The following is a 26,747-nucleotide window of genomic DNA, read 5'->3' on the forward strand; positions in this document are numbered from 1 at the left end:
CATGATCACTCATGTTGTCTGCTTTAAATTTAAGGATCCGGCCAGTGCTCAGGTGGCGAAGGAAAAATTAATGGCCCTACAGGGCAAAATTCCCGAGTTGCGCCACTTAGAGGTAGGTGTGGATGTAGTTAAGTCCGAAAGGTCCTACCATTTGGCTTTGGTGGCAAAATTTGATAGTTTAGATGATTTAAATGCCTATCAGGTACATCCTGACCACGTGGAAGTAGGCAAATACATACAAACAGTTAGGGAATCGGCTGTTGCAGTTGATTTCGAATCCTAAATAAAAGGGAAAGGGGCACGAACCTCCAAAAGGTTAGTGCTCCTTTTTAAATTCCGTAAAGGCTAGATAAGAATAGACCATTGTAAGGACCATGGGCAAGAAGATACCGAGCATAAATATGACAAAACCCAGGGTTCCTGACAAGAAAACGGAAAGAAGAGATACACAACCACCGATTACCATAAGCTTGCCGCCGAATCGGTGCGTCTTATTCCAAACATCTTCATTTGCTAAGGTCCAGGGGAGGCGAAAGCCGACCAAATAGTTATATTTAATTTTACCCATATAATTACCCATTACGATGATCAATAAAGAAACTGCCCCTTTGACAATGAACTCAACATTAAGCTGATAGCCCAGTGCGGATAAAATCGGTAGGGCAGATACCACCATGATAACACCAACCGTAGCCAAGCGCATTTTCTCATAGCTAGGTGCAAATTTACGATAGTTTTGTTTTTTAGGATCGATTTTTGGCAGAAAAGTCATGAATAAGTAGATACCCAATGGAAGCAGCGGCATAATTAACGCAGCCACGGATTTATGGGAATAACCATCCACCTCCCCACGAATGTTCCAATGGGTTGGCACTTGTTCCGGTAAGGCTGGGTAGAAAGAGGCACACACTGCCCAATAGGCCAACAGAATAATGATGGTAAGCCAGCTAAAGTTAACGCTGCGTTTTGTTTCCATTACCTTTCACCCTCTTTTTTAATAAAATCCGCAAACCAGCCCATGACATCCTCTAAGACCGAGGTGTTTAAAGAATAGTAAATGAACTGACCCCTGCGTTCATCCAATACCAGGTTGGCGTTTTTTAGAATGTTTAAATGATGAGAAATGCTGGGCTTTGAGATATTAAACTGTTCTGCTATCTCCCCGGCAGTGAGATCATTTTTGCGCAGCATTTTTAATATTTCCCTTCTGGTAGGGTCTGATAAAGCTTGAAAAGTGCGATTAATACCAGCCATATAAACCACCTTTAGATATTTAGAAATTTATCTAATTACCTATAATACTAACTTTAGGATGAGTTAGAGTCAACAATAAATTCCTTGGAAAATGAATACAGCACCCCTTTGCCGATGAATATGCCCCCTGCAGTCGAAAGAACAGAACAAAAAATAAAGGAGTGTCGCTCCTCATTGCGACACCCCTTGTAAATATTTCATTCGCTCGTTAATCGCTGCAATTCCTCGGTTAAACGTTTAAATTCCTGTGCGTTTTTTTGATCCAAGGATTGGTCAATTTTTAATAATAGCGTTTTTCTTTTAGCTTCCTTTCGATTGACATTTCTTACTGCCTCAACCAACATTTTATGGGCAATGGAAGCGGGGCTGGGTAACGCTTTAACTTGCTTCTTGTGACTTTGGAAGCAAAGGTTACAGTTAGGTGGAGTTGCAAAGGATAGCCACATAAAAAGCCTGGCGGGAGGATTATTTTTTAATTGATAAATAACCTCATCAACGGAACCATAGGTGATATTATTAAGACGGAAGTCCAAGGGGAAGGTATTGGTATATACCGCAGAAACTAGCAGAACATCTTTTTTGTTAGATAGCCTATTAGAAAACTCAATTCTAGACAGGAGACTCTTATTATCCTTGATAAATTCAAGAATTCGGGCTGCTTCAGGCTTTTTTAACCGATTGGTACGCAGAAACCAGACGATCAATTCCCTTTTTTCGGCCAGATTATTGGCTAGCATGGCGGTCCCCCCTTATTAAATTTTCTGACTTAAACAATAAATATTTGACTTTGGGGCCAATAAATCCTGCTATTGGGGTGGAGGAAAAAAGTGTTTTTTATGCCCAAGGGGTTGCTCTTTGTACATCATATTTATGTAATCTTAAATATAATACTATTTGCATTTTGGCAATTTTAACAATATAACTTTAGTAGGGAGGGTATTATGGATAAAGCGATCCCTTTCGTTATACCGGATTTTATGGCGGGTTGGACTGTAGAAAGGGTATTAAGGCAATCGATGGGGATTTCCCGTACCCTGCTGCGTTCTGCCAAGAGCAATGGTGATATTTTATTAGACAACCTACCCGTAAAGACCAATGTTGCGGTAAAGCCGGGTCAGCTACTAGAGCTGCGCTTGAGACAAAAAGAAACGAAAGTACTACCGGAGAAAATTGAATTAGATATTCTTTTTGAAGATACTCATTTGTTAGCGCTCAACAAACCACCCGGTATGCTGGTCCATCCCTTAACCACGGAACCCATGGGAACCCTAGCCAATGGAGTGATCTACCACTGGCAGCAACAGGGTATCACAGACCTGTTTAGACCGGTTCATCGTTTGGATCGGGACACATCCGGGATTGTTCTTATAGCCAAGAATTCCTATGTTTCGCAACAACTGCAACTTCAGATGAAGCAAGGAAAATTTGTTCGTCGTTACCTGGCTTTGGTGGCTGGGGAAGTAGATCCCAGGCAAGGGGTTATTGATGCACCGATTGATCTGGCTGAGGGCAGTTTTATAAAAAGAATTGTTTCCCCCGGCGGAAAGTACGCCGTTAGCCATTACAGGGTTCTTCGCTATCTCAATAAAGAAAGTCTAGTTTGTGTAGAACTGGAGACCGGACGAACACACCAGGTAAGGATACACCTAGCCCATTTAGGTTACCCCTTGCTGGGAGATTCCCTTTATGGAGGGGATACCACAAAAATAAAACGCCAGGCCTTGCATTGCGCATACCTGGCATTTATCCATCCTGTAAAAGGAAATCTAACTAAAATCACTTGTCCGATACCAATGGATTTTAAGCTGCTATTAGGAATGAAATAGCAGTCAGTCTTTACTTAAAGGGCCTTGGGTCATGGCCCAAGGCCTAAGGCCGACTTAGTCAAGTAGGCGATCGGTAGTTAGTTGTTTAAAGAAGCCTTCGTTGGAGATTCTTTAAAGGTGGAAATCCGAAAGGCCGTTACAAGATTTAATAATGCAATGGCCGCTGCAGCAAGGAAAACATACTCGTAGCCGAACTTCATCCACAGTATACCGCCAAAAAAAGGGATGGTCATGGAAACCAAGTGGTCTATGGATAACCCCATGGACAAAGTGGGTGTTAAGTCCGCGGGGGTGTCAACGATTTTGTTTAGATAGGTGGCCCGGGCCATGTTGCAGGCCATGAGAAGTTGGTCACCGATATAACAAAAGAATACTAACCAGATGGCATAATGACCCAACCCAAGATGTTCAGCAAACCCATAACCAATACACAACACGATCAATAGAACGGATTCTGAAGCAATGATAAACCTTTCACCAAAGGTGTCAATGGCCTTTCCCAAAAGTGCCCTAAAAGGAATGCCTGCCACGGTACCAACCAGGCCAAGCATAGCAAAGGTTGTTACCGGTTGCTGAAATATTTTGATTAGCACCCAGGGAGCAAAGGTTAAAAAGACTTGCTTCCTGGCTCCATAAAGGATGTTTAAAAAGTAAAACAAAAAATATTTTCTCTTAAAAACCAGTTTCTCTCTTTTGATGCTGCTTTTGCGAGGCTCCATCAGAAGCAGGCAAACCGAGGCAACAATTACACTGAAGCCAGCCAGTGCAAAGATGGCAGTATAACTAAGGGTAAAATAACGTATACCCAGATAAACCACTAAAAACCCAATTAGGGATGCCGCGGTTTTAATGGCTCCCAACTTCCCTAGGGCTTTTCCCTCTTCACCTGGTTTGGCCAGGGCCACACCAATACTTGATTCCACCGGCATGTACAGGTGGGCCCCAACACTCCAAATGATCATCCAGAGCACGGCCCAGCCAAAACTGGGTGAAACAAACCCAAGGCCCAATAACCCCGCTGCCAAAATAAGGTTGGCTACCAGGGCGATGCGCACATCTGGGAGAAAGATTAGAAGTCCTGTCGTAAAAACAACAAGGAAACCAGGTAATTCCCTGGGAAACTCCAGTCCCCCCCTGGCTACTTCACCAATATGAAAAACATCATTTAAATAGTTATTAAAGGATGGGTCATACAGCCCCGAATAAAGACCAAGAAAAGCACCAGCCAAAATAAAAAGAAAAAAGTCCCGTTTCCGACGGGCCTCGTGATTGTCCATCATTTAAACCTCACTTTAATAGACGGCTCATGGCCAAAATGAAGTGGCCCTTTACGATAGCCATCTTTAGACTGACGGCTGATGACCACTCTTTTATTCTAACATCTATGTCTAAAAAGGCAATAAAAAAAGGCCTCTTAAGCCTGTTGTAAGGTTTGGATTGCTTTGTACAAATCCTGGTTTAACCGAGTAAACCAATCCCTTAATTCAATTTGTTTTTGAAATCGAGCTTCGTTTTGCTCAATCATCTGGGTCAAGGCCTTTATTGCTTTTTCCTTTTCAGACATAGAATTAATTCCTCCTTTCTTTTCTTGATTATATTGTACCATACAAAAATTAAATTCCTAATTAAGTTTGTGTTAATTTTGTAGATTAAGTTTAAAAAATATGGGTAATTGTGTCAAGGACAAAAAAAGTCATCCAACAGCTAATCATAGTGCTATAATAGTAGCAGGTAAGTGTTTATTTTTAAGGAGGTCTTTGGTTTGGATAGAGAACTTGCTCTGGAAATTGTGAGGGTAACAGAAGTGGCAGCTTTGGCCTCTGCCCGTTGGATGGGGAGGGGTAAAAAGAATGAGGCAGATCAGGCGGCCACCAGTGCCATGCGGGCAATGTTTGACTCAGTTAATATAGAAGGTACCGTTGTAATAGGTGAAGGTGAACTGGACGAAGCACCCATGCTGTATATTGGCGAAAAGGTTGGCAGCGGGCATGGTCCTGAAGTGGATGTGGCAGTTGATCCCCTTGAGGGAACTAATATTGTGGCCAAGGGATTAAACAATGCTTTGGCGGTTGTGGCAATTTCAGACAGAGGAAACCTGCTTCATGCACCAGATATGTATATGGAAAAGATTGCAGTAGGCCCGAAGGCCGCGGGTCTGATTCATATTGATGATCCAATACCCAGGACCTTGGAAATTGTGGCCCGGGCTAATCGGAAGAGGATTCAAGATTGTACGGTTATGATTCTGGAAAGAGAAAGACATGCCCAAATCATCGAAGCTGTTCGCCGTACGGGTGCCAGGGTAAGATTATTTAGTGACGGTGATGTAGGAGCAGCCATAGCCACCTGCTTTGAAGATACAGGTATTGATATTTATATCGGCACCGGTGGTGCACCAGAAGGGGTTATCTCAGCCGCTGCCATTAAAGCCTTGGGTGGTGAAATGCAGGGACGTTTGGTACCTGATAATCAGGAAGAGTATGACCGTTGTGTAAAAATGGGCCTCAAGAACCCCAAACAGATTCTTTTAATGGATGACATGGTACGGGGTGAAGATGCAATTTTTGCTGCCACTGGTGTTACCGATGGGGAACTGCTGCGTGGGGTTCGCTTTGTCGGCAATGACCGTGCAGAGACCCACTCCCTCGTCATGAGGGCCCACACCAAGACCGTTCGTTGGGTTAAAGCCCTACATTGTATTCCCAATAAGCCTCATTTGGTAATGGAGTAGTTTCATTGTCAGCCATTAGCCAGTTGTCAAAGGTAAACGTTATAAGCTAAAGGCTAAAGATCAAAAACTAAAAGCTAAAAGGTCCGCCCCAATAGATGAGGCGGACTTTTTGTTTATTATTTTTCGTTACATAATGCGCAGGGATGACGTCTTTAAAAGTGAGTACTCAAAATGTGGTTTGAAATGAGGTAGAAGCATGACTCCGGCAACGCAAAATCGCCACCCAGATGGCGACTTACCTTTTGAAGAGCTGTATGATCGTTATTTTGAGCAAGTAAACAGATATCTACGATACCGAGTTGATACGACTTGGGATGCGGATGATTTAACAACTACGGTTTTTATGAAGGCGTTAGAAAATTTTAGCAAGTACCGGGCTGAAGGACCTTTTTCTGCATGGTTATTTCGTATTGCCCACAATGTTTATGTGGATTACATACGAGGTCGACGAGAATATGTAACCAACGATGGTTTTCTAGAATCCGCTGTGGGGTCAGATGATGGGCCTGAACAGGCGGTACTGCAGGGGGAAGAAATTATCCGGCTTCGTAAACTACTGATTGAGTTGGCCCCTGATTATCGTGATGTTGTGGCATTGCGTTATGCTGCGGAACTCAGATTTGCACAAATAGCCGAAGTCCTTGGGAAATCTGAATCAGCCGTTAGGATGCTGCATCACAGGGCTCTCAAACAGTTAAGGCAAAGGTATGTCTGTGAAGGGGGGAATGCCAGATGACAGAGGAAAGATATAATAACCTGGAAAATAAAGTTCTTCCCATTGATAACTTTTTAAAGGCGAAAGAAGACGCGAACGAAATATCTCAATTGTTAATCCATATGAGACAAGTAAGGCAAGCTGTGCCGGTTAATCGTCGGCTACAGGTTGAACTTCGGAAAAAACTCCTGGAAAGACAAAGGGAACTAATGAACCAAGGCCCGGTGGGCAACTCGCTGCCAGAAGTCAGCAAAGCTAAAAACCATTTGATGTATCGTTGGCGTCCCAGGTTACCGGTAATAGTAGGCGCATTAGCAGCTATAATGGTTGTTTTTTTCCTAGGGTATGGTCAATTGGCTAAGGGACAGGATCATCTGGCAGTGGTCGGGACTCCCCAGGAACTCACCCGTTTTTGGACGGAAGATGTTCCACTGCAACCTGCCATTAGTCCCGATGGCTCTAAAATAGTCGTGGTAAGGGGCGGCGGTTTGGTTCTTCTTTCAAATACTGGGACCCAACTGGCCTCTCTGGAGCCTCCGGCAGGAGCAACCTTCCGATCACCTGCCTGGTCACCCAATGGAAATCAGGTATCCTTTGTCCTGAGTCATCAGGGCAGTGAAGAAATCAAACAGATCGCAACTGAGGAATTAACATCCTCGGGCAAAATAAATAGGGCTAATTCGGAACCTCAAACCCTGGGCCAAAGAACAACGGCATCCCAGGACAGTATAGCATTAAATGAAACAAAGGCCGATGATCAGCAAAAGAATATTCGTTACTCAAACCTAGTCTATTCCCCGGATGGCCAAAACTTAGCCTATGTTGTCAATAAGCTTGGGGAACCAACCGAGATTTGGGTTCGGTCCAGCGATGGTCAAGAGAAAAAGATTACCAATGGGGATGCACCTACCTGGTCACCAAATGGCAAATTTTTAGTTGTCCAACGTCCCGGCAGGGCTAAGATATATGATCTTTGGCTGGTAAATGTGGCAAGTGGAGATGCAGAAATCCTGGGTCCCGGGGAAAACCCGGTCTGGGGTAAATCTGGTTATCTGGCCTTTTGCACAGAAGCCATTCAGGAAAGGGTGCTAACTTTCCAGCCTAATGGAGAACCCCAATATAAAGTTCGTCAACAAATGGCTGAGATGCGCTCAACCTATTTGGGTAAAGATGGCTCCCATATGCTTAAGAAATTAACAGCAGGAGAAGGTTGGTTGACCAACAGTCATTTATTGGTGGCACCGGAAAATCGAATTTCTGGTATTGAAATTAACTGGTTACGCCAGCAGGAAATGAGCGGTTCCTTTGAACCAAAGACCCTGGTTTTAAATGAAATCTTTAAATGTGAGGGCCAGGTTTTTGGGCCAGAGGACCAATGGTTGCTCTTCGCTCGCCGGGATGGCGATACAGTTGCTCTGCTAAAACTTAATGTTGAGAAAAAGTAGGAGAAAGAGAGGAACGAAGGTATGAAGAACCTACCTAAGGGGCGAGGGACAATCCACAAGATCTCCTATCTCTTTGTGATAGTTAATCTTTTGACTTTTCTGCTTCTGCCCAATTTAGCCTTGGCCAGTGAAGTGGGGTCCTTTCGTTTGGTCGCACAGCCTGGCTTAAGCGGTATCTATAAAAATGGCTTTGCCACAGGTATTACGATCAGTGTTGCCAACCAAGGTCAAGGATGCCAAGGTTTGCTGGTCATTGAGCCAGATAAAAATTCCCCGGGAGCGAGGGATTTGTCACTAAGGTATCATAAGACAATTGATATTCCCGCCAAGGGCTTGGTAAAGACCACACTGATGATTCCCAGTGAATTTATGAATAGGGGAGCAGTGGCTGTCCTTCTGGTTGATGAAAAGGTTGTGGCTACTACACCTATCCAAGGTACGGTAGTTAACGGTGGTTTTCTAGCCTTAACCCTAGGGGAAAAACCTTTGCGGGGCGGTTTAGCTACTTGGTTGGATCAAACCTTTGGCGGGCAAACTGCCATCAAGTATATGAAGCCGGCCTATTTACCCAATGATGCCATGGAACTCCTGCAAGCAGACATCATCATTGTGGACGATGTTGCAGTTAAGGAACTGACGGAAAAACAATTAACAACCTTGAAGGATTGGGTATCCCTAGGTGGCATACTGCTGATTTCTGACGGAGCAGGTACTTATGCCGGAGAAATATTGGCTGATATATCCCCTGTCAGGGCTGAAAAACAAGCAGTAGTAACTTCTGACCTAGGTGGCTTACAGGTTGTCAATGGAAACATGACCGTAACCACTGGCAAGCTAATGAATGGTGAAGTTCTGGCCCAGGTAAAGGACACCATCCTAGTTGCGTCCAGGGACTTTGGTAAAGGCCGTATTATCTACAGTGCCATTCCCCTGGAAAATCTAACCTCAGAATCCGCCCGGGTGTGGCCTTTGATTTTTAATATGGCGGATGGTTCGAATCGGGTAGATGTAAAGGTGCAGATGGCACGGGAAAAAAGAAACATGGGTAATGATATGTTGGTTCATGCTTCAACCTATCTGCCCCAGATTAAAACCCCGCCTGTACCCCAAGTGGCCTTGGCCTGGGGAGTATATGTTATTATTATAGGACCCGTACTTTATCTTATTTTGAAACGCCGTGATCGACGGGACTGGATGTGGTGGATCATACCCATCTGTGCCCTGGTCACAACCAGTGTGGTATATTTCATGTCGCCAGCCCAGAGAATCAATGCCCCCATTAGTCAAACTCTGTCACTCGTTGAAATATTAGATAACCAAAGGGCAGAAATAAATGCCACAGCATCCTTTGTTAGTCCCTTTGGGGGGGATTTGAAAGTGGAAGGAAACAAGGAAGCAGTCATACTGCCTACCAATTTCTATGGAAATTCCCAAAAGTCACCTTCCATTGGCTACCATATGCAGGCGGCCCCGGTAATCACCTTTCCGGGTGTAGAATATTGGTCCATGCGTCAAGCTAAGGCCACTGCCTTTAAAAAAGACATGGGAAGCATTGAAGGCAATCTAACCTTAGAGAATGGCTATATTACAGGGAAGATTGAAAATAAGACCGGGCTGGATCTAAGGGATTGCAGAATTATCTTAGGAGGACGCTCCCTAAGCTTAGAAAGCATTCCAGCCGGTGGTTTCGTTACAGTAAAACAATCTTTGAGCAAATGGCCCAATAGCTTGGGGCCTAATGAATTTAGAGATTTGCTGGTGGCTCCTAGCAAACCAGGCCAAGAAGATAATTTTATCAGGGAAAGACAGATGGTAGATGCCATTCCAGGCTTCTCAACGACCGGAAGCAATAATCAACCCGTGTTTTACGGTTGGAGTGAGGAATCTCTGGGGATGTTTAAAATTGTAACCGAGAAGGAAAATGCCAAGGATTATCACCTGACATTGGTCACCCAGCAATTGAAATTAAATATCTCCGAGGAAGGAAATATTCAACTGCCGGCGGGTATGTATAGACCTAAAATGATTGAGAGCAGAGGCGCCTATAACGAAACCCCACTGGGCTTTACCCTCTATGAAGGAAAAATTGTCCTGGGAATCGACTTAGTTTGGCCTTTAAATGAGCAGAAACTACAGGTGATAGAAATAGCCTGGCCGGAACAAACCAATAAAAACTTAGTTGCCAAAATATATGATCAACAGGATAATCAATGGGTCGATGTACCATCTCAGGGGCTAAGGCTAACAGCGGATCAATTTGCCCGTTATACTGCTTCTGGTCAAGTACGTGTGCAGGTAGAAAAAATATCTGGCCTAGGGCAGCCGGACCGTGTGGAGCTGCCAGCAATTTCGGTAAAAGGAGGGGAGTCTCGATGAATGCAGTGGAAATAAAGGGTCTCACCAAAGCTTATGGCAATAATTATGCACTGCGGGACTTCTCCCTAAATATACCAAGGAGTCAGGTCTGCGGCTTAATTGGACCCAACGGTGCAGGAAAAACCACAGCGATGTCTATCCTAGCCACACTGCTGGCACCGGATGGGGGCTCTGCCGCTGTAAACGGTCATGATGTCATGAGTGAGCAAGCCAAGGTACGTCGATTAATTGGTTATATGCCAGATTTCTTTGGCGTGTATGATAATCTAAAAACAACAGAGTACCTGGAATTTTATGCCGCAGCCTACCGCATTCCTGTATCGGAACGGGCCAGGTTAATCAGTGACCTGTTGGAACTGGTTAACCTTACTGAAAAGTCCCATAGCTATGTTGATTCATTATCCCGGGGCATGAAACAAAGACTGGCCCTGTCACGCTGTCTGGTGCATAATCCAGAGGTATTAATCCTGGATGAACCTGCTTCCGGCCTAGATCCAAGGGCCAGGGCGGAAATGAAAGAAATTATTCGCCACTTAAAACGAATGAACAAAACCATTCTCATTAGCTCGCACATTCTCCCTGAGTTGGCAGAGATGTGTGACAGTATTGCTATACTGGAACAGGGTAAACTGGTGACCTACGGTCCGGTGGAAGAGGTTACCGCCGCCCGCCAGGGGGCAAAAATACTAAAGGTGGACGTGGCTGATAGACTCAATGAATTACTAGCGTTTATGACCAGCAGGCCTGAGGTGGTTAGTGTTGATGGTGAGGCTGGTTGGGCTAGAGTTACCTTTCAGGGTAATAAGGCTGCCCAAGGACAGCTTTTGCGAGAAATCATGGAACAGGGCTGGCATGTCTATGAATATGCCGAGGTAAAGGGAAACCTCGAAGATGCCTTTATGGCCATGACCGGGGAGGGTGAATAAAATGAGAGAATTAAACCCGGTGCTATTAAAAGAACTGCGTCAACGCTTCCGCACCTATCGATCACCACTGGTGGTTGTACTTTACTTATTGGTACTAGGTGGTTTTTCCTTGAGCATTATTTATTTACAATGGAGAAACAACCCTTATTTCCAGCCAGGCAGCAGCAAACAGATTTTTACAATTATTAGCATGGCTCAACTTGGTCTTTTGGCCTTTGTAGTCCCTGGTTTAACTGCCGGGGTCATCAGCGGGGAAAGGGAAAGGCAGACCCTAAACGTACTTTTAACAACGGAATTAAGCCCCCTAGGTATTGTTGTCAGCAAGTTAATATCAGCCTGTTCCTTTACAGCACTGCTGTTAATATCAACCTTGCCTCTCTACAGCCTCGTGTTTATGTTCGGTGGCTTAGCACCGATACAGATCATGGGTGTACTTAGTTTCTTTTTGGTGGCTATGTTTTTGTTTGCAGCCATTGGCGTGGCTTGCTCAACCTATTTTAAAAGAACCGGCATAAGCACCATTACCACCTATGGTATTGTCTTTTTCCTGGTGGCAGGAACAGGTTTTTTAGCAGCCTTTATCCAGGAACTTTATCAACAACAAGCCCGAATGGCTATGATTCAACTGGAGCAGACCCCTTTGGTTGTTATGTTGCTGCAAGATACCAACCCTGTGATCGTCATGCTAAGAATATTAGGCGAGGGTGCTACCATCGGTCCTGGGCGAGAAATGTGGCTGCCCTACTGGGGAACCTTTGCCCTGACCTACCTTGTTTTAGCCCTGGTCTTAATCCTATGGAGTGGCTGGAAGTTAAATCCCATCAACCAGTATCGAAAACTATTTCGCAAATAAAAAACAGCCACTGGAAGTGTTTTAGAACCTTCCAGTGGCTGTCCCATTTATAAGATATCTTGATATTTTTGCCGCCCATACAAAACCCGCATGATGACTACTTGCTTCTCGGTTTCATTAATGGTATAAAAAACGACATAGTTATCAACGATTATTCTACGATATCCTTTGGCTTCCAGGTAGGTATCCAGAATCATACCCCCATAAAATGGATACTGCCTGAGCCGCAAAATATTCTTTTCTATTTTTTCTAATAAACCCTTGGCTGCTTGATCAGAAAACGGCTTTTGTGAAATATAGTTATAAATTTGTTCTAAATCTTCCGTGGCGATGGGAGTTAATTTAAGGCTGTATTCACCCTTTGACATATTTATTTCTCAGATTAGCAAAGACTTCTTCAGCATCTTTTAAGGGGATGCCACTTGCTAATTGTATCTCTGCCTCGGCAAGCTTTTTGTAAAGGTCAACCTTAGCCAATTCCCTTTCATAGGTTTCTATACTCATTACTACTAAATCACCATAACCGTTTTTAGTAATAAAGATTGGCTCTTTCTTGTTATGACATAGCTCAGAAATCTCTGTTGTATTTCGCAGATCCGATATGGGCCTAATTTCTGGCATTCAATCACCCCCCATATGTCATTATTATGTACTTATTATAGCAAAATAATGACGTGGATACCATGCATTTAGATCAAGAATCTTAACCTGGTATTAGTAGAACGGAGGCTAAGCAAATAGCTAACTCACGTCCCATGGTCCAGTGGCTAGAACTTCAGTGCCTTGCCATTCAAATAATCGCATTTCTTGCCCTGCCAGGTATCCTTTTCCGCCAGGGTATGTTCGATGGCTTGTTTAATCTTCCACCAACTGGTGCTCCAGTTGGAAAAAAGCTGATTATCCTGGGGTCCTTTACCTACCAGACGTTGAATCACTACCTCTGGGTCTAAATACTCCAGAAAGGTCACAACCCGGGTGATATATTCCTCCAGGGGGATGATTTTAAATTCCCCTCTTTCATACATGCTGGCCAGAGCCGTTCCCTTTACCACATAGAGTGAGTGTAGTTTTACATAATGGATGCCAAGGGCAGTAAGAATTTTGGCATTTTCAATGACGTCCAAAGGATTATCCCAGGGCAGGTTGAGAATGATATGTACACAGATTTCAAAGTTTCTCTGCTTTATTCGCTGTACCGCATCAATAAATTCTGCCAGGGTATGGCCCCTGTTGACCTTAGTAAGGGTGTGATAATTCACGGTTTGCAGGCCCAATTCAATATTTATGTCTAATCCCCGCTGAAGTTTAATTTCTTGTAAAAAATCCAAATAAGAGTCATTAATACAATCAGGGCGAGTGGAAATGGATATGCCTACGATATCTTCTTCAGCCGCCGCTGCCAGTATGTTTTCCTTAAACTGCGGCAGGGGCAGATAGGTGTTGGTGAAGGCCTGAAAATATACAATAAACTTTTTAGCATTAAAACGGCGAATGAAAAAGTCTTTGTTTTCCTGGATTTGCTGTGTAATACTCAGGGTGTTGGGCAGACATTCAAAGCCTGCACCCTCCTCATCACAGAAGATACAACCACCGCGACCCACAATGCCATCACGGTTTGGGCAAGAACCAGGCAGATTAACGGGTAATTTGTATACCTTTTGACCAAATTTTTTAACCAAGTGGTCTGAATATTGACGATAGCGAGTGGATTTTTCGATCATTTTATTTACCTCGAATAACAGATTAGTCTTTAGTAATAGGGTCAGGCTTGACCCATTGCCAAAAATAAGTCAATAAGTCAAGCCTGACCCCCAAACCTTGTCCCTGCCAGTTAGTATATCACGGTAACTTCGGCAACAACAACTTTTTAAAGACAAGGAGGACGGTTTTCTGTCACAGACAGAAAACCGTCCTCCTTATTTCAGCTTATTTTAACATATGAAAAACCTGCTCAACATCCTTATCACCACGACCGGAGATGTTAACGATAATAATTTGATCTTGTTTGAGGGTAGGGGCAACTTTGATTGCCTGGGCCACGGCGTGGGCACTTTCCAGGGCCGGTATAATCCCTTCGGCTTTTGATAATACCTGAAAGGCAGCCAGGGCCTCATCGTCACTAATGGCCACATATTCAGCCCTGCCGGAGGCTTTTAAATAACTGTGTTCGGGTCCTACACCAGGGTAATCTAATCCCGCAGATATTGAATGGGTCATTAAAGGTTCCCCATTTTCATCCTGCATGACGTAGCATTTAAAGCCATGTAAAATCCCTGGTTTACCTGCACATAATGGTGCGGCATGTTGGCCTGTGGCCAAACCTTTACCGCCGGGCTCAACGCCAACCATATGAACTTCTTTATCCTCCACGAAGGGATAGAATAAACCGATGGCATTGCTGCCGCCACCTACGCAGGCCATAAGATAGTCTGGTAAACGCCCTTCACTTTTTAGTATTTGGGCTTTGGCTTCAATACCGATGATTGACTGGAAGTGTCTTACTATCAGAGGGTAAGGATGGGGGCCTACGGCGGAACCCAACATATAATAGGTATTATCCGAATTTGCCACTAGATCCTGTAAAGCCACATCCACTGCATCTTTAAGGGTTTTCGTGCCAGTGGTTACTTTAACGACCTTAGCACCAAGCAATTCCATGCGAAAAACATTGAGGGCTTGACGTTTGGTATCCTCTTCGCCCATATAAACGACACATTCCATATCAAACATGGCGCAGGCCGTAGCGGTAGCCACGCCGTGCTGGCCGGCGCCAGTTTCTGCAATAACTCTTTTTACACCCATTCTTTTGGCTAGTAAAACTTGACCAAGTACATTGTTAATCTTGTGTGAGCCAGTATGGTTAAGATCTTCTCTTTTGAGATAAATTTTGGCTCCACCCAATTTTTTCGTTAATCTTTCTGCAAAATAAAGGGGATTAGACCGTCCAACATATTGCTGATTATAATAATTAAGCTCAGAAATAAAATCAGGATCATCTTTATAGCGCAAGAAAGCCGCTTCCAGATCATCCAATACCTTTTTAAGTGAATCCGGGACATAGGCTCCGCCAAATTCACCATAAAGACCTGTTAAATTACTCATCTCGTCTCCTCCTCTAATTTAAAAACTATCCTCAGCTAGGCTAAAAATAAAACTGTTTTTATAGTATCATGGATATTCGATCGATACAACAATTATTTAACATTTAGAGGGGTTTATTGCACTTCCTCAAAAGTGATAATATAATACAATAAAAAATGGAGGTTGAAACTGCTTTGTTTTCCAAAACTTGTTCTTCCGTATTAGAAGCGATTGGCAATACACCTATGATAGAATTATCCCGAATTGCCGGGGAATTACCCGGCAAGATATATGCTAAAGCAGAGTTTATGAATCCCACTGGCAGTATGAAAGATCGTATAGCCCTAAGGATGATTGAAGATGCCGAAAGAGAGGGGAAAATTCAACCTGGCAGTATTATCGTTGAAGAAACCAGTGGCAATACCGGTATTGGTCTGGCAATGGTCTGTGCGATCAAGGGCTATAAATTTATTGCCGTTATGTCAGAGGGCAATAGCCCCGAACGCCGGCAGATATTACAAGCCATGGGGGCTAGGGTTGAACTGGTACCCCAGGTAGAAGGCGGCAAACCAGGCAAGGTAACCGGTGAGGATTTGGCCCTGGTGGAAAAAAGAGCGGAGGAATTAACGTCAGAACTAAGGGCTTTCTGGGCAAATCAGTTTCATAATCCTAGCAATTGCCAAGCCCATTATGATACCACTGCCCAAGAAATATGGGAGCAGATGGGTGGTAAAATTGATTATTTCTTAGACGTAGTAGGCACCTCTGGTACATTTACAGGCATAGCTAGTGCCCTAAAGGATAAGGACCCCAAAATTCAATGTTGGGCTGTGGAGCCTGCCTCTGCGTCGGTACTGGCTGGCAAGCCTGTAACGAATCCTCAACACGTACTCCAAGGCTCCAGCTATGCGAAGGTGCCGGCCCTTTGGAACGCTCACGTGTGTGATGGGTACATTTCAGTGACCGATGGCGAGGCTATTCGTGCAGCAAGGCGCTTAGCCACCGAGGAGGGACTTTTTTGTGGCTACACTGCCGGAGGCAATACTTCTGCAGCTATCAGGCTGGCAGGTTGGTGTGACCCAGGTGCCAGGATTGTTACGATCCTTTGTGACAGTGGGATGAAGTATCTAAGTACGGATTTGTATCAAGTAAGTGAATAGATGATTTTTTACCTTCAGCCCCCGCTGAGTTGATCGAGGGCATTGAAAATCTTCCGGTTTTCTGAATAACTGTATAGAGCATTAAAAAAGCTGCTCTTCATTCCATATAGTTGGAAGGAAGAATCAGCTTTTTTTATTGTTAGCTTATACTTTTAAGATGACTTATTCGCTCCGAGGATGACGCTATATCATACCCGTGTCTGTTTCAACTCACTATCTTTTGCTTCAATGAGTGTTTCTAATTGTTTTCTGTCATTTTTTCACCTGTAGTAATGGTTGCAGCTGTAATGATCCGCTCTTCGCTCATAGCTGCTTTAAATAACTTTTTCAGTATCCTCAGTTGATCCAGTGGAACAATTTTACCATATTTCGAATATTTAGACATAATATATTGTAGAAAATGGGGAAACTTTGTATAATTTTTACATGTGTTTTTTGCTATAGTGACACATGTTTGTCACAAAATAGTTGTTAAAAGCATATATAGCTTAATTAATTAAATGACGAATAAGGGGGAGAAGTTTTTATGAAGTTGAGATTGGGGGCAAAGATTAGGGCAGGTTTCGCGATTGTCTTATTGCTAACTGCTATTGTTTCTGCCATAGCAGTTGTTCAGCTTAATGCTGTTAGTCGTGATTTCGATGAAGTACCGATCGTCTTAAAAAGATTGGTGATTGCCAAAAAGATCCAGTATAATACGGCCATGCAATCGGCTAACATAAGAGGATATTTTGCCTACTCTGATATGAAGTTTATGGATGAATGTCAGCGTTACGGTCAAGAAAATATTAAACTTGAGCAAGAACTGATCGACATGGCCAGAAGCGAAGTTAACCGTCAGGCAGCGGAGGAAATAAAAGAACTTAGTAAAGCCTATAATGATATTATTGATAGTACGGCGGATTTATTTAAGCAGGGGAAAATTAAAGAAGGTACCGAACAGGCGGTTACCAAGGGAGTACCCATAGCAAACCAATTATCAGAAAAGGCTAATAGTTATGCAGATAGAAGAGAGAAGGAACTGGTTGCTCTTGCGGAACAGGTGGGGCAAAATAGTATAAAAGTAGCAAGCATGGTTGGGACCATTGCCATCATTGCTTTTCTAGCAGGTATTTTAGTAAGCTTTTTTATCATACGGATGATTACAAAACCAATAAAAAGCCTTACAGATGGTTCAGAAGTTATGGCTAAGGGTGATCTTACATACCGGGTGCCGGAAACGAACCGTACGGATGAGATCGGAGACCTGACCAGGGCAATTAATGAAATGGCCAAAGCCAGGCACCAGGCTATGGTTAAGATTCGGGATATCGCCCATACCCTGGCCGCCCACAGTGAACAACTAACCGCAGCCAGTGAAGAAGCCAGTGCTACCATTGAAGAAATATCCGGTACGACGCAAAATGTGGCGGCCGTATCGGAGCAAAGTACTGCCAGTGCAGACAGTGCCGCTGAAGGGTCAGAACAAGTCAGACTGGTGGCACAGGAAGGGAATGAGGCAGTAAAAAATGCTGTAGCAAAAATTGGACATATTGAGAAGGATACCAGGAATCTGGTAATAACCATTAAGGAACTGGGTGATCAATCTCAACATATCGGACAAGTTATTGAGGTTATTTCAGGAATAGCTGAACAGACCAATCTACTGGCGTTAAATGCTGCCATAGAGGCTGCTCGGGCAGGTGAGCAGGGGCGAGGTTTTGCTGTAGTGGCTGAAGAAGTTCGCAAGCTGGCGGAACAATCCGCCAATTCTACGATGCAAATTGCCAATACGATCAAAAAAATTCAAGAAGAAATAAATAAGGCTAATCGAAAGATGGATGAGAATGTTTCAGCAGTTGAGGAAGGGGTAATGATTGCGAATCAAGCAGGGGAGGCCTTAAATAAAATTATTGAGCAAATCGATATGAGTGTAGAAGCAATCAATCAGATTGCTATTGGTTCCAAGCAGGTTAGTGAAGGTACGCAGCAACTGGCAGGGGCATCTGAGCAAGTAAGCTCTACGATTCAGCAGCAAGCCGGTGCTTCTCAACAACTAGCTAAGATGGCAGAAGAACTGGAAGGCATGGTTAGACAATTTAAAATTTAGTGGATGCCAGGCACACACTTAACCAATTGATTGAAAACTGAAAACCCTTTGTATAAGTTAACGGAGAGGTAATGAGTTAAAAGCCTCTCCGTTAGGCATATAGAAATTCCCGGCTGCTAACCGGGAATTTTTTTTGCCATAACGGAAAGTATAAATCCAAGAAGTAGTCACATTGGGCTGCAAGTTCATAATAAAGCGATGTAAAATTAGGATGGTGAGGGAGAATATGTACTTTTTTCGTACCATAACAGTTAACCCGACAATTCCCGATAGAATTGTAAGGTTAAGAGAATTATCCTATAACTTATGGTTTAGTTGGCATGCTGAGGTATTGGAGCTTTTCAGGAAGATTGATGAAGAAAAATGGCATGACCTAAACCACAATCCAGTGAAGTTCTTGTTGGAAGTTAAACAGGAAGATTTGGAAAAAATTTCAAAGGATCAAGATTTCCTAGCTTTATATGACAGAGTAATCGCTGATTTTGATGAATACATGAAAGGAGAATCTTGGTATAAGAAGAAATATCCGGATTTGCTAAATAGGCCAGTGGCCTATTTTTCAGCAGAGTTTGGCCTACATGAGTCTTTACCAATCTATTCCGGAGGCCTTGGAATTCTGGCCGGGGATCATTGTAAAGCTGCCAGTGATATTGGCTTGCCGCTGGTTGGTGTAGGACTGTTGTACAAACATGGGTATTTTACCCAAAAAATAAATCGGGAAGGCTGGCAAGAAGCCCACTATCCCTATCAAAATTACCATCAGATGCCAGCTAAACCTGCCTTAGATAAAGAAGGAAAAGAAATTATTATTCCGGTACAGTTGCCTGGAAGAATTGTCTACCTTAAAATATGGCAGATTGATGTAGGGCGTATTAAAATTTACCTGATGGATGCCGATATAACCATGAATCATGATGAGGATCGACAGTTAACAGCTCAACTTTACGGGGGAGATAAGAATACCCGGATAGCACAGGAAATGCTGCTGGGCATCGGTGGGGTTAAGGCCCTGAGACAGCTGGGCATTCATCCAGCAGCCTGGCATATCAATGAGGGGCATGCAGCCTTCTTGTGTATAGAAAGGTTGCGTGAACTGGTGGAGAGAGGAGTACCCTTTGCCACAGCAAAGGAGGTTGTGCGAGCCAGTACGATCTTCACCACGCATACCCCGGTACCCGCTGGCCATGATGTTTTTGATTCTGACATGGTTAATCACTATTTAAACCAATATTATGGGCTGTTGGGCATCGATCATAGCGGTTTTATGTCCCTTGGTTGGGATGCTAAACGCAATAATTTTAACATGACGATTTTAGCTATGAATTTTGCATCTTATTGCAATGGTGTTAGTAAGTTACATGGTGACGTGACGAGAAAAATGTTTCATTATCTTTATGAAAGCATACCGGAAGAAGAGGTGCCCATTTTTTCCATCACCAATGGTATTCATACCCCCACTTGGCTTGCCAATGAGTTAAAAACTTTGTTTAATGCCTACCTTGATCCAACATGGCAGTATAACATTTGTGACCAGAGCCTATGGCGGGCCATTGATAACATTCCGGATCAAAAACTTTGGGATTTGCATGTCGGCTTAAAGAAAAAGGCCGTTCAGTTTATGCGGGATACTCTAAGGTGCCAGAAATATCGAAACCAGGAAGCAGCCGAGAACATTGGTGAAGTGGATGATTATTTAAATCCAAATGCCTTTACCATTGGTTTTGCCAGACGTTTTGCCACTTATAAGAGGTCTACACTATTGTTTAGGGATAAAGAAAAACTCGCTAAGCTATTGAGTGACCCGGAACGCCCGGTACAAATTATTTTTGCCGGCAAGGCACATCCTGCTGACAGACCAGGGCAAGAATTAATCAAAGAAATTTACCAGATGTCACAACAGGAGCCATTTAAAGGGAAAATTGTATTTATCGAAAACTATGATATAAATGTAGCAAGGCACATGGTCCAAGGAGTAGATATGTGGTTAAATACTCCTCGCTGGCCGATGGAAGCCAGCGGTACCAGCGGCATGAAAGCAGCGGTAAACGGAGTGGTTAATTGCAGTGTATTAGACGGCTGGTGGCCCGAGGCTTACAATGGGAAAAATGGCTATGCCATTGGCAAACAAACCGGTTATCGGACGGAGGAAGAACAAGATAGTGATGATGCTTATCACCTATATGCTTTATTAGAGGAAAAAATCATACCGACCTATTATAACGATCAAGACGATTGTCCGAAGGGTTGGATTAAGGTAATGAAAGAGTGCATTAAAACCATTGCACCACAATTTAGTACGGAAAGAATGGTTAAAGAGTATACGGAACGTTTTTATAATGAGGCGATCCGTAGGGGTGAAAGATTCTCAACCGGTAATTTTCAAACCGCAGTTGAAGTTCAAGATTTTAAACGTTATATAAAAGAAAACTGGCATCATGTAGCAGTTAAATCCGTTGATGCCGAAGGTATTTCGCGTCAACTTAAGGTCGGAGATGAGCTTGATCTTGCGGTTGATGCTTACCTTGGTCCAATAAAACCAGAGGATGTAGTAGTAGAAATAGTCCATGGCTGTGAAAATGGACGTTCTCTGGTAAATGTAAAAACAACACCCCTTAGGGTTCAAGCCCAAGGTACAGATGGGAATTACCATTATCAAGGTGGTTTTAAGCTAGACCAAGGCAGTTATGGGTTTTCTGTAAGAATTCGACCAGAGCATCCCCTCTTTGCAACAAATTTTGAGCTTCCCTTGGCCAGTTGGACCAGGAATTTTTAACAAACATAAAAGCCCGCCGTCGCAACGGCGGGCTTTTGGCATGCTAACCCTTGATTAGCTCCAGATTCGGATTATTACAGTGGGTCCTTCCTACTTTAGCCATTGAATACCACTGATCACCTATGAAAACCCGCACAATATCAGCAGTAAAATCATTGCCGCTGCCATGATAACTGCAGTTTTCTAAAAGAGAGGAACCAACCCCATAGATGTCTACCGGCACCTGAAGCTTTTCAAACTTCTTAATTTTTTCCACATTAAAACCGCCGGTAACGACAATTTTAACATCCTTACACCATGTTATAGCCAGGTCTCTGGCTGGGGCTGGTATGTTCCACCGGAGGTAAGCATGATCAATGGCCTTGCGCATATTCCATACCAGTCTGGGGTTGACACCAAGGTCAAGTTCTTCAGCACCTAAGGGTTCGACAGAAAGATCCCTCATACTGCCAGAGGTATCGGACCTTACGGCAAATAGTTTATATTTTTTGGCTTCTTCAAGGTTTCCTTCGGAGTAATACTGCCAGTATTTTTCAAACATTTTTTCCATAACCAGCAAAGTATCTCCAACACAGTCATTATGAAAATCCACCAAGGCAATTCTAGGTACTTCTGCTGGGATAATCCTGGAAAATTGAGCCATTGTTTCAGCAGTATCGCCTAAAAAACAGGCAATGGCTGAGTGAGCGACGGTTCCCCCGCCTTTACCACCCCACCAATCCCCTTGATCATCCGTTGAAACAAAGGTGGAAGAATTTTTGTTATGCTTATGATTGTAGGCTTGTACAGCCAGTGAATAGGCATAGCCATGTAAAGCTTGAAGTTTATAGTGGGTAAACCTAGCAGGGAAGAATAATACATCTTTGCCTTGGGTAGCTTCCAGCACATTGTAAACATTGGTTGCCACCCGGGAGGCTTCTGTGAGAGCCCCTAAAATGGGAGTCTCTAATTTTGCAATATCCCGGTAACGTCCTCTTATCTTTAAAACAGGCTGTACATTTTGTGGATCACCAGCATAAAAGGCAAAGGTACCATCTTGGATTGCTTCAACCTCCAATTGTTCATAGGTATTCATGAACCGATTGTTTTCATCAAAATAGCCCGTACAATCCTCAAGAATAGCCAAGGATTCATCTACACCTGCTATTAAACTAAAGGGTTTTCTACGGGTAAAAAATTGCATTTCAACCTTTAAATCACCCGTATTGACTAACTTTTCATTGATTTCTTTAATATCACTAATTCCTTGAAAGGTATAATTTTCTTTGGCTAGGGTTTCAAGTATATTAAAAATATTGATAAAATAAGCATCCGAGTACCAACCAAGCTGCATTCTCTCGACGTCGATGGCAAATAATTTTTTGTCTAATCGCTTATTATTGAATAAGGTCATTTTGCATCATCACCTAGTTTGTAAGATTTTCTAACCTTTGTTATTTTAACACATGTTATGTAAGAAAATTTGCATAACATGAAATGCACGGGGTAAAGTTTATTTTACCAAGGTAATAGGGCAGTGGGATAAGTTAAGAATCCGATGGCTGACACTTCCTAATACGATGCCCTGCAAATTTGTCAAGCCTCTGGAACCCAAAACAATATGACTGAAATTATTAAGTTTGGCGAATTCTGTTATTTTAGCTGCTGGGTCACCATTAATCAATTGTTTTTTAACCTCAAAACCAAGCTTGTTAAATTCCGCTACCTGTTCATTGATAATTTGCCAGCCGCGGTTAATCGCTTCTTGTTCGATTAAGGAAATATCTGTTGAATTATTAGAAAACCGATTGATTTCCCTGCGTATATTAACGGCGTGGATGACTGTAATATCCAAATCAGCTATTAGCTGTGTAAGGTTAGCCAGGTATGCCGCGGCTCGTTTAGCGTTAGCTGAACCATCAACGGCTAACAAATATTTATACATGCATTATCCCCCTAGTAAGAGTTATCATTTTCATACTATTATAATATATCCGTTACTATTTTGCAGAAAATAGTGCCAATAGATGCAATAATGGGAGCTAAACAATTTTTTGCTTTTTGCAGCGGACAATTTAGTATATAATAAATTATCTGTGTCTTTAAATCCCATTCCTAGGATAAAGGGGTATGAATAAAACAATGAAGGTAATCATCGATGCGGATGCCTGTCCCAAGGGAGTGTTGTCCATTGCCCAAAATACTTGTTTAGAGTATGGCTTGGAACTGTGGACGGTGGCCAATTTTAACCATAATATAAGATCCGAACATCATATTACCGTAGGCAACTCATCCCAGGAAGCAGATATTGAAATTATGAATATCACTAAATCCGGTGATATTGTAGTGACACAGGATTGGGGCTTGGCCGCCATGGTTTTAGCCAAGGGGGCTGGGGCCATATCACCAACAGGAAGGATTTTTCAAGCAGCTACCATTGATTTTTTATTGGAAGAGCGAGAAATAAAGGCCAAACATCGTAGAACCGGAGGACGGACGAAAGGGCCCCAGAAACGAAAGCTTTTGGATGATTTGCAGTTTCATAGGGAGTTAGTAAGACTGATTGATGAGATGTCGTGAAAACCATCCATATAGATAAATAATATTCTCACAAAGCAGGGAAAGATCTAATTTTGTCGAAATAATTTGTTATGTTGAAAAATTAGGTCTTTTTATTTATACAGGTCAGACCAGCCTACCATCAAATAGACATGTGGTCTACCAATAAACATACGGAGGCGATAAGTGAATGTCTAAGGAACAAGCAATTGAAGCATTATTTAAGGCTCTTGGTAAAGAAAATGTAACAACAGAACATGAAGAATTACAATGTTATTCCTTTGATGCCACCGCAGACATGCCCAGTCAAATGCCCGATGTTGTAGTTACACCCACCTGTACGAAAGATGTGGTGGAGATTTTAAAGATTGCCAACCAGTACAAAGTGCCTGTATATCCCAGGGGTTCCGGAACCAACCTTTGCGGCGATACCATACCCCTTAAGGGTGGTATTATTTTAAGAATGCAAAAGATGAATAAAATAATCGAGGTAGATGCAGACAACCTGGTGGCAGTCGTGCAGCCTGGTGTGATCATTAATGAATTAAACACGGCGGTGGCTCCCTTTGGTCTAATCTATCCGCCGGACCCAGGTACGGTAGCCACCGCGACCATGGGTGGCAGTGTTTCTGAATGTTCCGGGGGTTTAAGAGGTTTGAAATACGGTGTGACAAAAAACTATGTCATGGGTCTGGAAGTTGTTATGATTGACGGAACGGTTGCTAAATTCGGCGGCAAAACCGTTAAGAATGTAACTGCCTATGACATGGTAAAGCTTTTTACTGGCGCCGAGGGCACCCTGGGTGTGATTACAGAAATTACCGTAAAATTGATTCCAGCACCTGAAGCAAGGAAATCGATGATGGCACATTTTGATAAGTTAGAGGATGCAGGGAATACGGTTACGGAAATTGTACGTAGCAAGGTAATTCCTGCCACGATGGAAATCATGGACCAGGTTACCATTCGCACGGTGGAGAATTTTGCCAAGGTGGGTCTGCCAACTGATTGTGAAGCCCTACTGTTGATAGAAGTTGATGGTATTCCTGAGGTGGTTGAGCGGGAAGCAGCTACTGTTGTCAAGGTGGTGGAAAAGAACAGGGGTAAAATTAAAGTAGCCAAGGATGACAAAGAACGTGATGGTCTCTGGGCAGCCCGTCGTGCAGCATTACCTGCTCTGGCCCAGATGAAACCAACCACTGTTTTAGAAGATGCCACGGTACCTCGAAGCAAATTGACCGAGATGCTGGTGGCCTTGCAAAACATTGCTAAAAAATACAATTTGCATATTGGAACCTTTGGTCATGCCGGGGACGGTAACCTCCATCCAACCATTTTAACGGATGAGCGTGATGCCGAGGAAATGCAGAGAGTTCATCAGGCCGTTGATGAAATCTTTAAGATAGCCCTGGAACTGGGCGGAACCATCAGCGGTGAGCATGGTATCGGTATGGCTAAGGCCAAATACCTGCCTTTAGAATTTGGTGAGCAGGGCGTCGAGATCATGCGTAAAGTTAAAAGGGCACTGGATCCCGAAAATTTATTAAACCCAGGAAAAATGATGGGCTAAAGGGGGGCAGTTAATGGCTATCTATGATAACATCAAGGAAATGGAAGAAGAGATTATTAAATGTATGAAATGCGGCAACTGCCAGGCCGTGTGTCCAGTATATAAAGAAATCCTCTCAGAATCCGGGGTAGCCAGAGGGAAAATCCAATTGGCGGCAAGGATTTTAAAGGGACAGGCTCGATTTAGCCATGAACTTTACAAAAAGTTTGATCTGTGTTTACAATGTCAAGCTTGTACTGCCAACTGTCCCTGTGGTGTCAAGGCCCATAAAATTATCACGGCTGCCAGGGCCGAATTGGCTAGGCAGAAGCTGCTGCCCTTTGCTAAAAAGGCAGCTTTCGATGTAATTAAAAAACCGGTCTTATTTGATTTGGGTCTTCGTTTGGGTAGTTCCTTTCAGGGCTTGGCCTTTCGTAAAAATGCCACTGGTATGAGTCCCAGGTTCCCCATTGGTTTAGAAATGCGCCGGGTTGTTCCCAACTTGGCCAGTCGTCCCCTGCGTTCGGAATTGCCGGAAGTAAATAAGGCACCGAACGCTCGTAGAAAGGTTGCATTTTTTACTGGCTGTGTAACCAATTATATTTATACCAATGTTGGTAAAGCTGTGGTGGATGTACTAAATCGTAACGGTGTTGATGTCATTATCCCTAAGGAGCAGCATTGCTGTGGTGCTCCGGCTGCCATTAATGGTGATATTGAAACAGGTAAGGCCATGGCTAAATCCCATGTTGATATTTTTAGTAAATTGGACGTGGAGGCCATTATTACCGTCTGTGGCACCTGCGGTGGTACCTTTGAAGAAAAATATGTTGAGTTGTTGGCGGACGATCCTGTTTATGCTGCCAGGGCTAAGGCCGTTGCCGAAAAAATTTGCGATATTTCTGAGTACCTGGTAGATGACTTAAAGGTTGATTTCACGAAGTTAGGGATGGTTGATATGACCTTCACTTACCATGAGCCCTGCCATATTGGCCGGGGTATGGGTCTGACACGCCAACCCCTAGAAATGCTGACCAAGCTGCCCGGTGTTACCTATAAAGCCATGAGAGAGCCGAATCGCTGCTGTGGTGGAGCTGGTTCCTTTAGTTTAACTAACTATCCCGTATCCTATCAAATTCTTAAGAAGAAACTGGCCGATGTTCAGGATACGGCCAGCTCCGTTGTGGTCACTGGTTGTGGCTCCTGCCGGATGCAAATAGAAGATGGTCTGGCCCAGGAAAACATGCCCCATAAAGTACTGCATGTTATTGAGGTGATACAGCAAGCTTATCAAAATGGTCAGTAGGTATTCTTAAAAATTGGCTTAAACTTTTTTTAAAATAAATATTTCCCAATTTTAAGAAGAGAATGTCAATCGTTATGTGACAAATAACTGTTTGTTAAGTTATCAAGAGAGTCATTATTTATATA

24 protein-coding genes and 1 pseudogene are annotated in these 26,747 nt (G+C 43.3%); 14 read left to right on the plus strand and 11 right to left on the minus strand.

Annotated elements, in window-relative coordinates:
* Window position 1 precedes the first annotated feature (1 nt).
* Entirely contained in the window at window positions 2-283 is a 282-nt protein-coding gene (locus AC1U9Z_RS10360; protein ID WP_479957366.1) for a Dabb family protein, read from the plus strand.
* Window positions 284-316: 33 nt separating this feature from the next.
* Here the strand turns inward: AC1U9Z_RS10360 and AC1U9Z_RS10365 are convergent, their stop codons facing one another.
* From AC1U9Z_RS10365 to AC1U9Z_RS10375, 3 genes are all read right to left on the minus strand, one after another.
* Complete coding sequence (locus tag AC1U9Z_RS10365; RefSeq protein ID WP_479957367.1) at window positions 317-976, minus strand: SdpI family protein; 660 nt, start codon at window positions 974-976, stop codon at window positions 317-319.
* The gene (locus AC1U9Z_RS10370) at window positions 976-1,254 is read right to left on the minus strand and encodes an autorepressor SdpR family transcription factor (RefSeq protein WP_479957368.1); all 279 of its coding nucleotides are present in this window, start codon (window positions 1,252-1,254) and stop codon (window positions 976-978) included. Before AC1U9Z_RS10370 ends, AC1U9Z_RS10365 begins: the two co-directional genes overlap by 1 nt.
* A 197-nt stretch (window positions 1,255-1,451) precedes the next feature.
* Entirely contained in the window at window positions 1,452-1,991 is a 540-nt protein-coding gene (locus AC1U9Z_RS10375) for a YpiB family protein (RefSeq protein ID WP_479957369.1), read from the minus strand.
* A gap of 204 nt (window positions 1,992-2,195) precedes the next feature.
* Between AC1U9Z_RS10375 and AC1U9Z_RS10380 the strand changes: the two genes are divergently transcribed.
* Window positions 2,196-3,080 (plus strand): RluA family pseudouridine synthase, encoded by an 885-nt coding sequence (locus AC1U9Z_RS10380; RefSeq protein ID WP_479957370.1) that lies wholly within the window; start codon window positions 2,196-2,198, stop codon window positions 3,078-3,080.
* A gap of 77 nt (window positions 3,081-3,157) precedes the next feature.
* On the opposite strand, the gene AC1U9Z_RS10385 is transcribed toward AC1U9Z_RS10380, so the two are convergent.
* Both AC1U9Z_RS10385 and AC1U9Z_RS10390 read right to left on the minus strand, forming a co-directional pair.
* Window positions 3,158-4,360, minus strand: a complete 1,203-nt coding sequence (locus AC1U9Z_RS10385; RefSeq protein WP_479957371.1) for an MFS transporter — start codon at window positions 4,358-4,360, stop codon at window positions 3,158-3,160.
* 134 nt (window positions 4,361-4,494) lie between these two features.
* Window positions 4,495-4,644 (minus strand): peptidase, encoded by a 150-nt coding sequence (locus tag AC1U9Z_RS10390; protein WP_333531409.1) that lies wholly within the window; start codon window positions 4,642-4,644, stop codon window positions 4,495-4,497.
* Between the two features lie 198 nt (window positions 4,645-4,842).
* Here AC1U9Z_RS10390 and glpX point away from each other — a divergent pair, with 198 nt between their 5' ends.
* From glpX to AC1U9Z_RS10420, 6 genes are all read left to right on the plus strand, one after another.
* Entirely contained in the window at window positions 4,843-5,811 is a 969-nt protein-coding gene (gene glpX, locus AC1U9Z_RS10395) for a class II fructose-bisphosphatase (protein ID WP_333531410.1), read from the plus strand.
* Between the two features lie 196 nt (window positions 5,812-6,007).
* Entirely contained in the window at window positions 6,008-6,547 is a 540-nt protein-coding gene (locus tag AC1U9Z_RS10400; protein ID WP_333531411.1) for an RNA polymerase sigma factor, read from the plus strand.
* Entirely contained in the window at window positions 6,544-7,971 is a 1,428-nt protein-coding gene (locus AC1U9Z_RS10405) for a peptidase S9 (protein WP_479957372.1), read from the plus strand. Before AC1U9Z_RS10400 ends, AC1U9Z_RS10405 begins: the two co-directional genes overlap by 4 nt.
* Window positions 7,972-7,992: 21 nt before the next feature.
* A complete protein-coding gene (locus AC1U9Z_RS10410) occupies window positions 7,993-10,347 on the plus strand; it encodes a hypothetical protein (RefSeq protein ID WP_479957373.1) in 2,355 nt (784 codons plus the stop codon).
* Window positions 10,344-11,273 (plus strand): ABC transporter ATP-binding protein, encoded by a 930-nt coding sequence (locus tag AC1U9Z_RS10415; protein ID WP_479957374.1) that lies wholly within the window; start codon window positions 10,344-10,346, stop codon window positions 11,271-11,273. Before AC1U9Z_RS10410 ends, AC1U9Z_RS10415 begins: the two co-directional genes overlap by 4 nt.
* A gap of 1 nt (window position 11,274) precedes the next feature.
* Window positions 11,275-12,126: an ABC transporter permease gene (locus AC1U9Z_RS10420; protein WP_479957375.1), complete on the plus strand. Its 852-nt coding sequence runs from the start codon at window positions 11,275-11,277 to the stop codon at window positions 12,124-12,126.
* Window positions 12,127-12,173: 47 nt separating this feature from the next.
* On the opposite strand, the gene AC1U9Z_RS10425 is transcribed toward AC1U9Z_RS10420, so the two are convergent.
* From AC1U9Z_RS10425 to trpB, 4 genes are all read right to left on the minus strand, one after another.
* Window positions 12,174-12,494: a type II toxin-antitoxin system RelE/ParE family toxin gene (locus AC1U9Z_RS10425; RefSeq protein WP_479957376.1), complete on the minus strand. Its 321-nt coding sequence runs from the start codon at window positions 12,492-12,494 to the stop codon at window positions 12,174-12,176.
* The gene (locus AC1U9Z_RS10430; RefSeq protein ID WP_479957377.1) at window positions 12,481-12,747 is read right to left on the minus strand and encodes a type II toxin-antitoxin system prevent-host-death family antitoxin; all 267 of its coding nucleotides are present in this window, start codon (window positions 12,745-12,747) and stop codon (window positions 12,481-12,483) included. Before AC1U9Z_RS10430 ends, AC1U9Z_RS10425 begins: the two co-directional genes overlap by 14 nt.
* Before the next feature lie 146 nt (window positions 12,748-12,893).
* Window positions 12,894-13,847 (minus strand): tRNA modification radical SAM protein MnmL/YtqA, encoded by a 954-nt coding sequence (gene mnmL, locus AC1U9Z_RS10435; RefSeq protein ID WP_479957378.1) that lies wholly within the window; start codon window positions 13,845-13,847, stop codon window positions 12,894-12,896.
* A 205-nt stretch (window positions 13,848-14,052) separates the two neighbouring features.
* Window positions 14,053-15,228 carry a tryptophan synthase subunit beta gene (trpB, locus tag AC1U9Z_RS10440; protein WP_479957379.1) on the minus strand — a complete coding sequence of 392 codons (1,176 nt, stop codon included), beginning with the start codon at window positions 15,226-15,228 and terminating at the stop codon, window positions 14,053-14,055.
* A gap of 173 nt (window positions 15,229-15,401) precedes the next feature.
* On the opposite strand from trpB, the gene AC1U9Z_RS10445 reads away from it, so the two are divergent.
* The 3 genes and pseudogenes from AC1U9Z_RS10445 (at window position 15,402) to glgP (ending at window position 21,229) form a co-directional block, all read left to right on the plus strand.
* Window positions 15,402-16,367 (plus strand): PLP-dependent cysteine synthase family protein, encoded by a 966-nt coding sequence (locus AC1U9Z_RS10445; RefSeq protein ID WP_333531418.1) that lies wholly within the window; start codon window positions 15,402-15,404, stop codon window positions 16,365-16,367.
* A 544-nt stretch (window positions 16,368-16,911) separates the two neighbouring features.
* A pseudogene (locus tag AC1U9Z_RS10450) lies at window positions 16,912-18,309 on the plus strand (methyl-accepting chemotaxis protein); the annotation flags it as partial.
* Window positions 18,310-18,682: 373 nt separating this feature from the next.
* A complete protein-coding gene (gene glgP / locus AC1U9Z_RS10455) occupies window positions 18,683-21,229 on the plus strand; it encodes an alpha-glucan family phosphorylase (RefSeq protein WP_479957380.1) in 2,547 nt (848 codons plus the stop codon).
* A gap of 43 nt (window positions 21,230-21,272) precedes the next feature.
* Here the strand turns inward: glgP and AC1U9Z_RS10460 are convergent, their stop codons facing one another.
* Window positions 21,273-22,622, minus strand: coding sequence for a nicotinate phosphoribosyltransferase (locus AC1U9Z_RS10460; RefSeq protein WP_479957381.1), 1,350 nt, complete (start codon window positions 22,620-22,622; stop codon window positions 21,273-21,275).
* Between the two features lie 99 nt (window positions 22,623-22,721).
* A complete protein-coding gene (locus AC1U9Z_RS10465; RefSeq protein ID WP_479957382.1) occupies window positions 22,722-23,153 on the minus strand; it encodes a universal stress protein in 432 nt (143 codons plus the stop codon).
* Between the two features lie 185 nt (window positions 23,154-23,338).
* Between AC1U9Z_RS10465 and AC1U9Z_RS10470 the strand changes: the two genes are divergently transcribed.
* The 3 genes from AC1U9Z_RS10470 to AC1U9Z_RS10480 all read left to right on the plus strand — a co-directional run bounded on the left by AC1U9Z_RS10470 (window position 23,339) and on the right by AC1U9Z_RS10480 (window position 26,622).
* The gene (locus AC1U9Z_RS10470) at window positions 23,339-23,788 is read left to right on the plus strand and encodes a YaiI/YqxD family protein (RefSeq protein ID WP_479957383.1); all 450 of its coding nucleotides are present in this window, start codon (window positions 23,339-23,341) and stop codon (window positions 23,786-23,788) included.
* Between the two features lie 169 nt (window positions 23,789-23,957).
* On the plus strand, window positions 23,958-25,337 hold the full coding sequence (locus AC1U9Z_RS10475; RefSeq protein ID WP_479957384.1) for an FAD-binding oxidoreductase: 1,380 nt from the start codon (window positions 23,958-23,960) through the stop codon (window positions 25,335-25,337).
* Window positions 25,338-25,350: 13 nt separating this feature from the next.
* A complete protein-coding gene (locus tag AC1U9Z_RS10480) occupies window positions 25,351-26,622 on the plus strand; it encodes a (Fe-S)-binding protein (protein WP_479957385.1) in 1,272 nt (423 codons plus the stop codon).
* Window positions 26,623-26,747: the final 125 nt, after the last annotated feature.

The organism is Desulfotomaculum sp. (assembly GCF_982386235.1).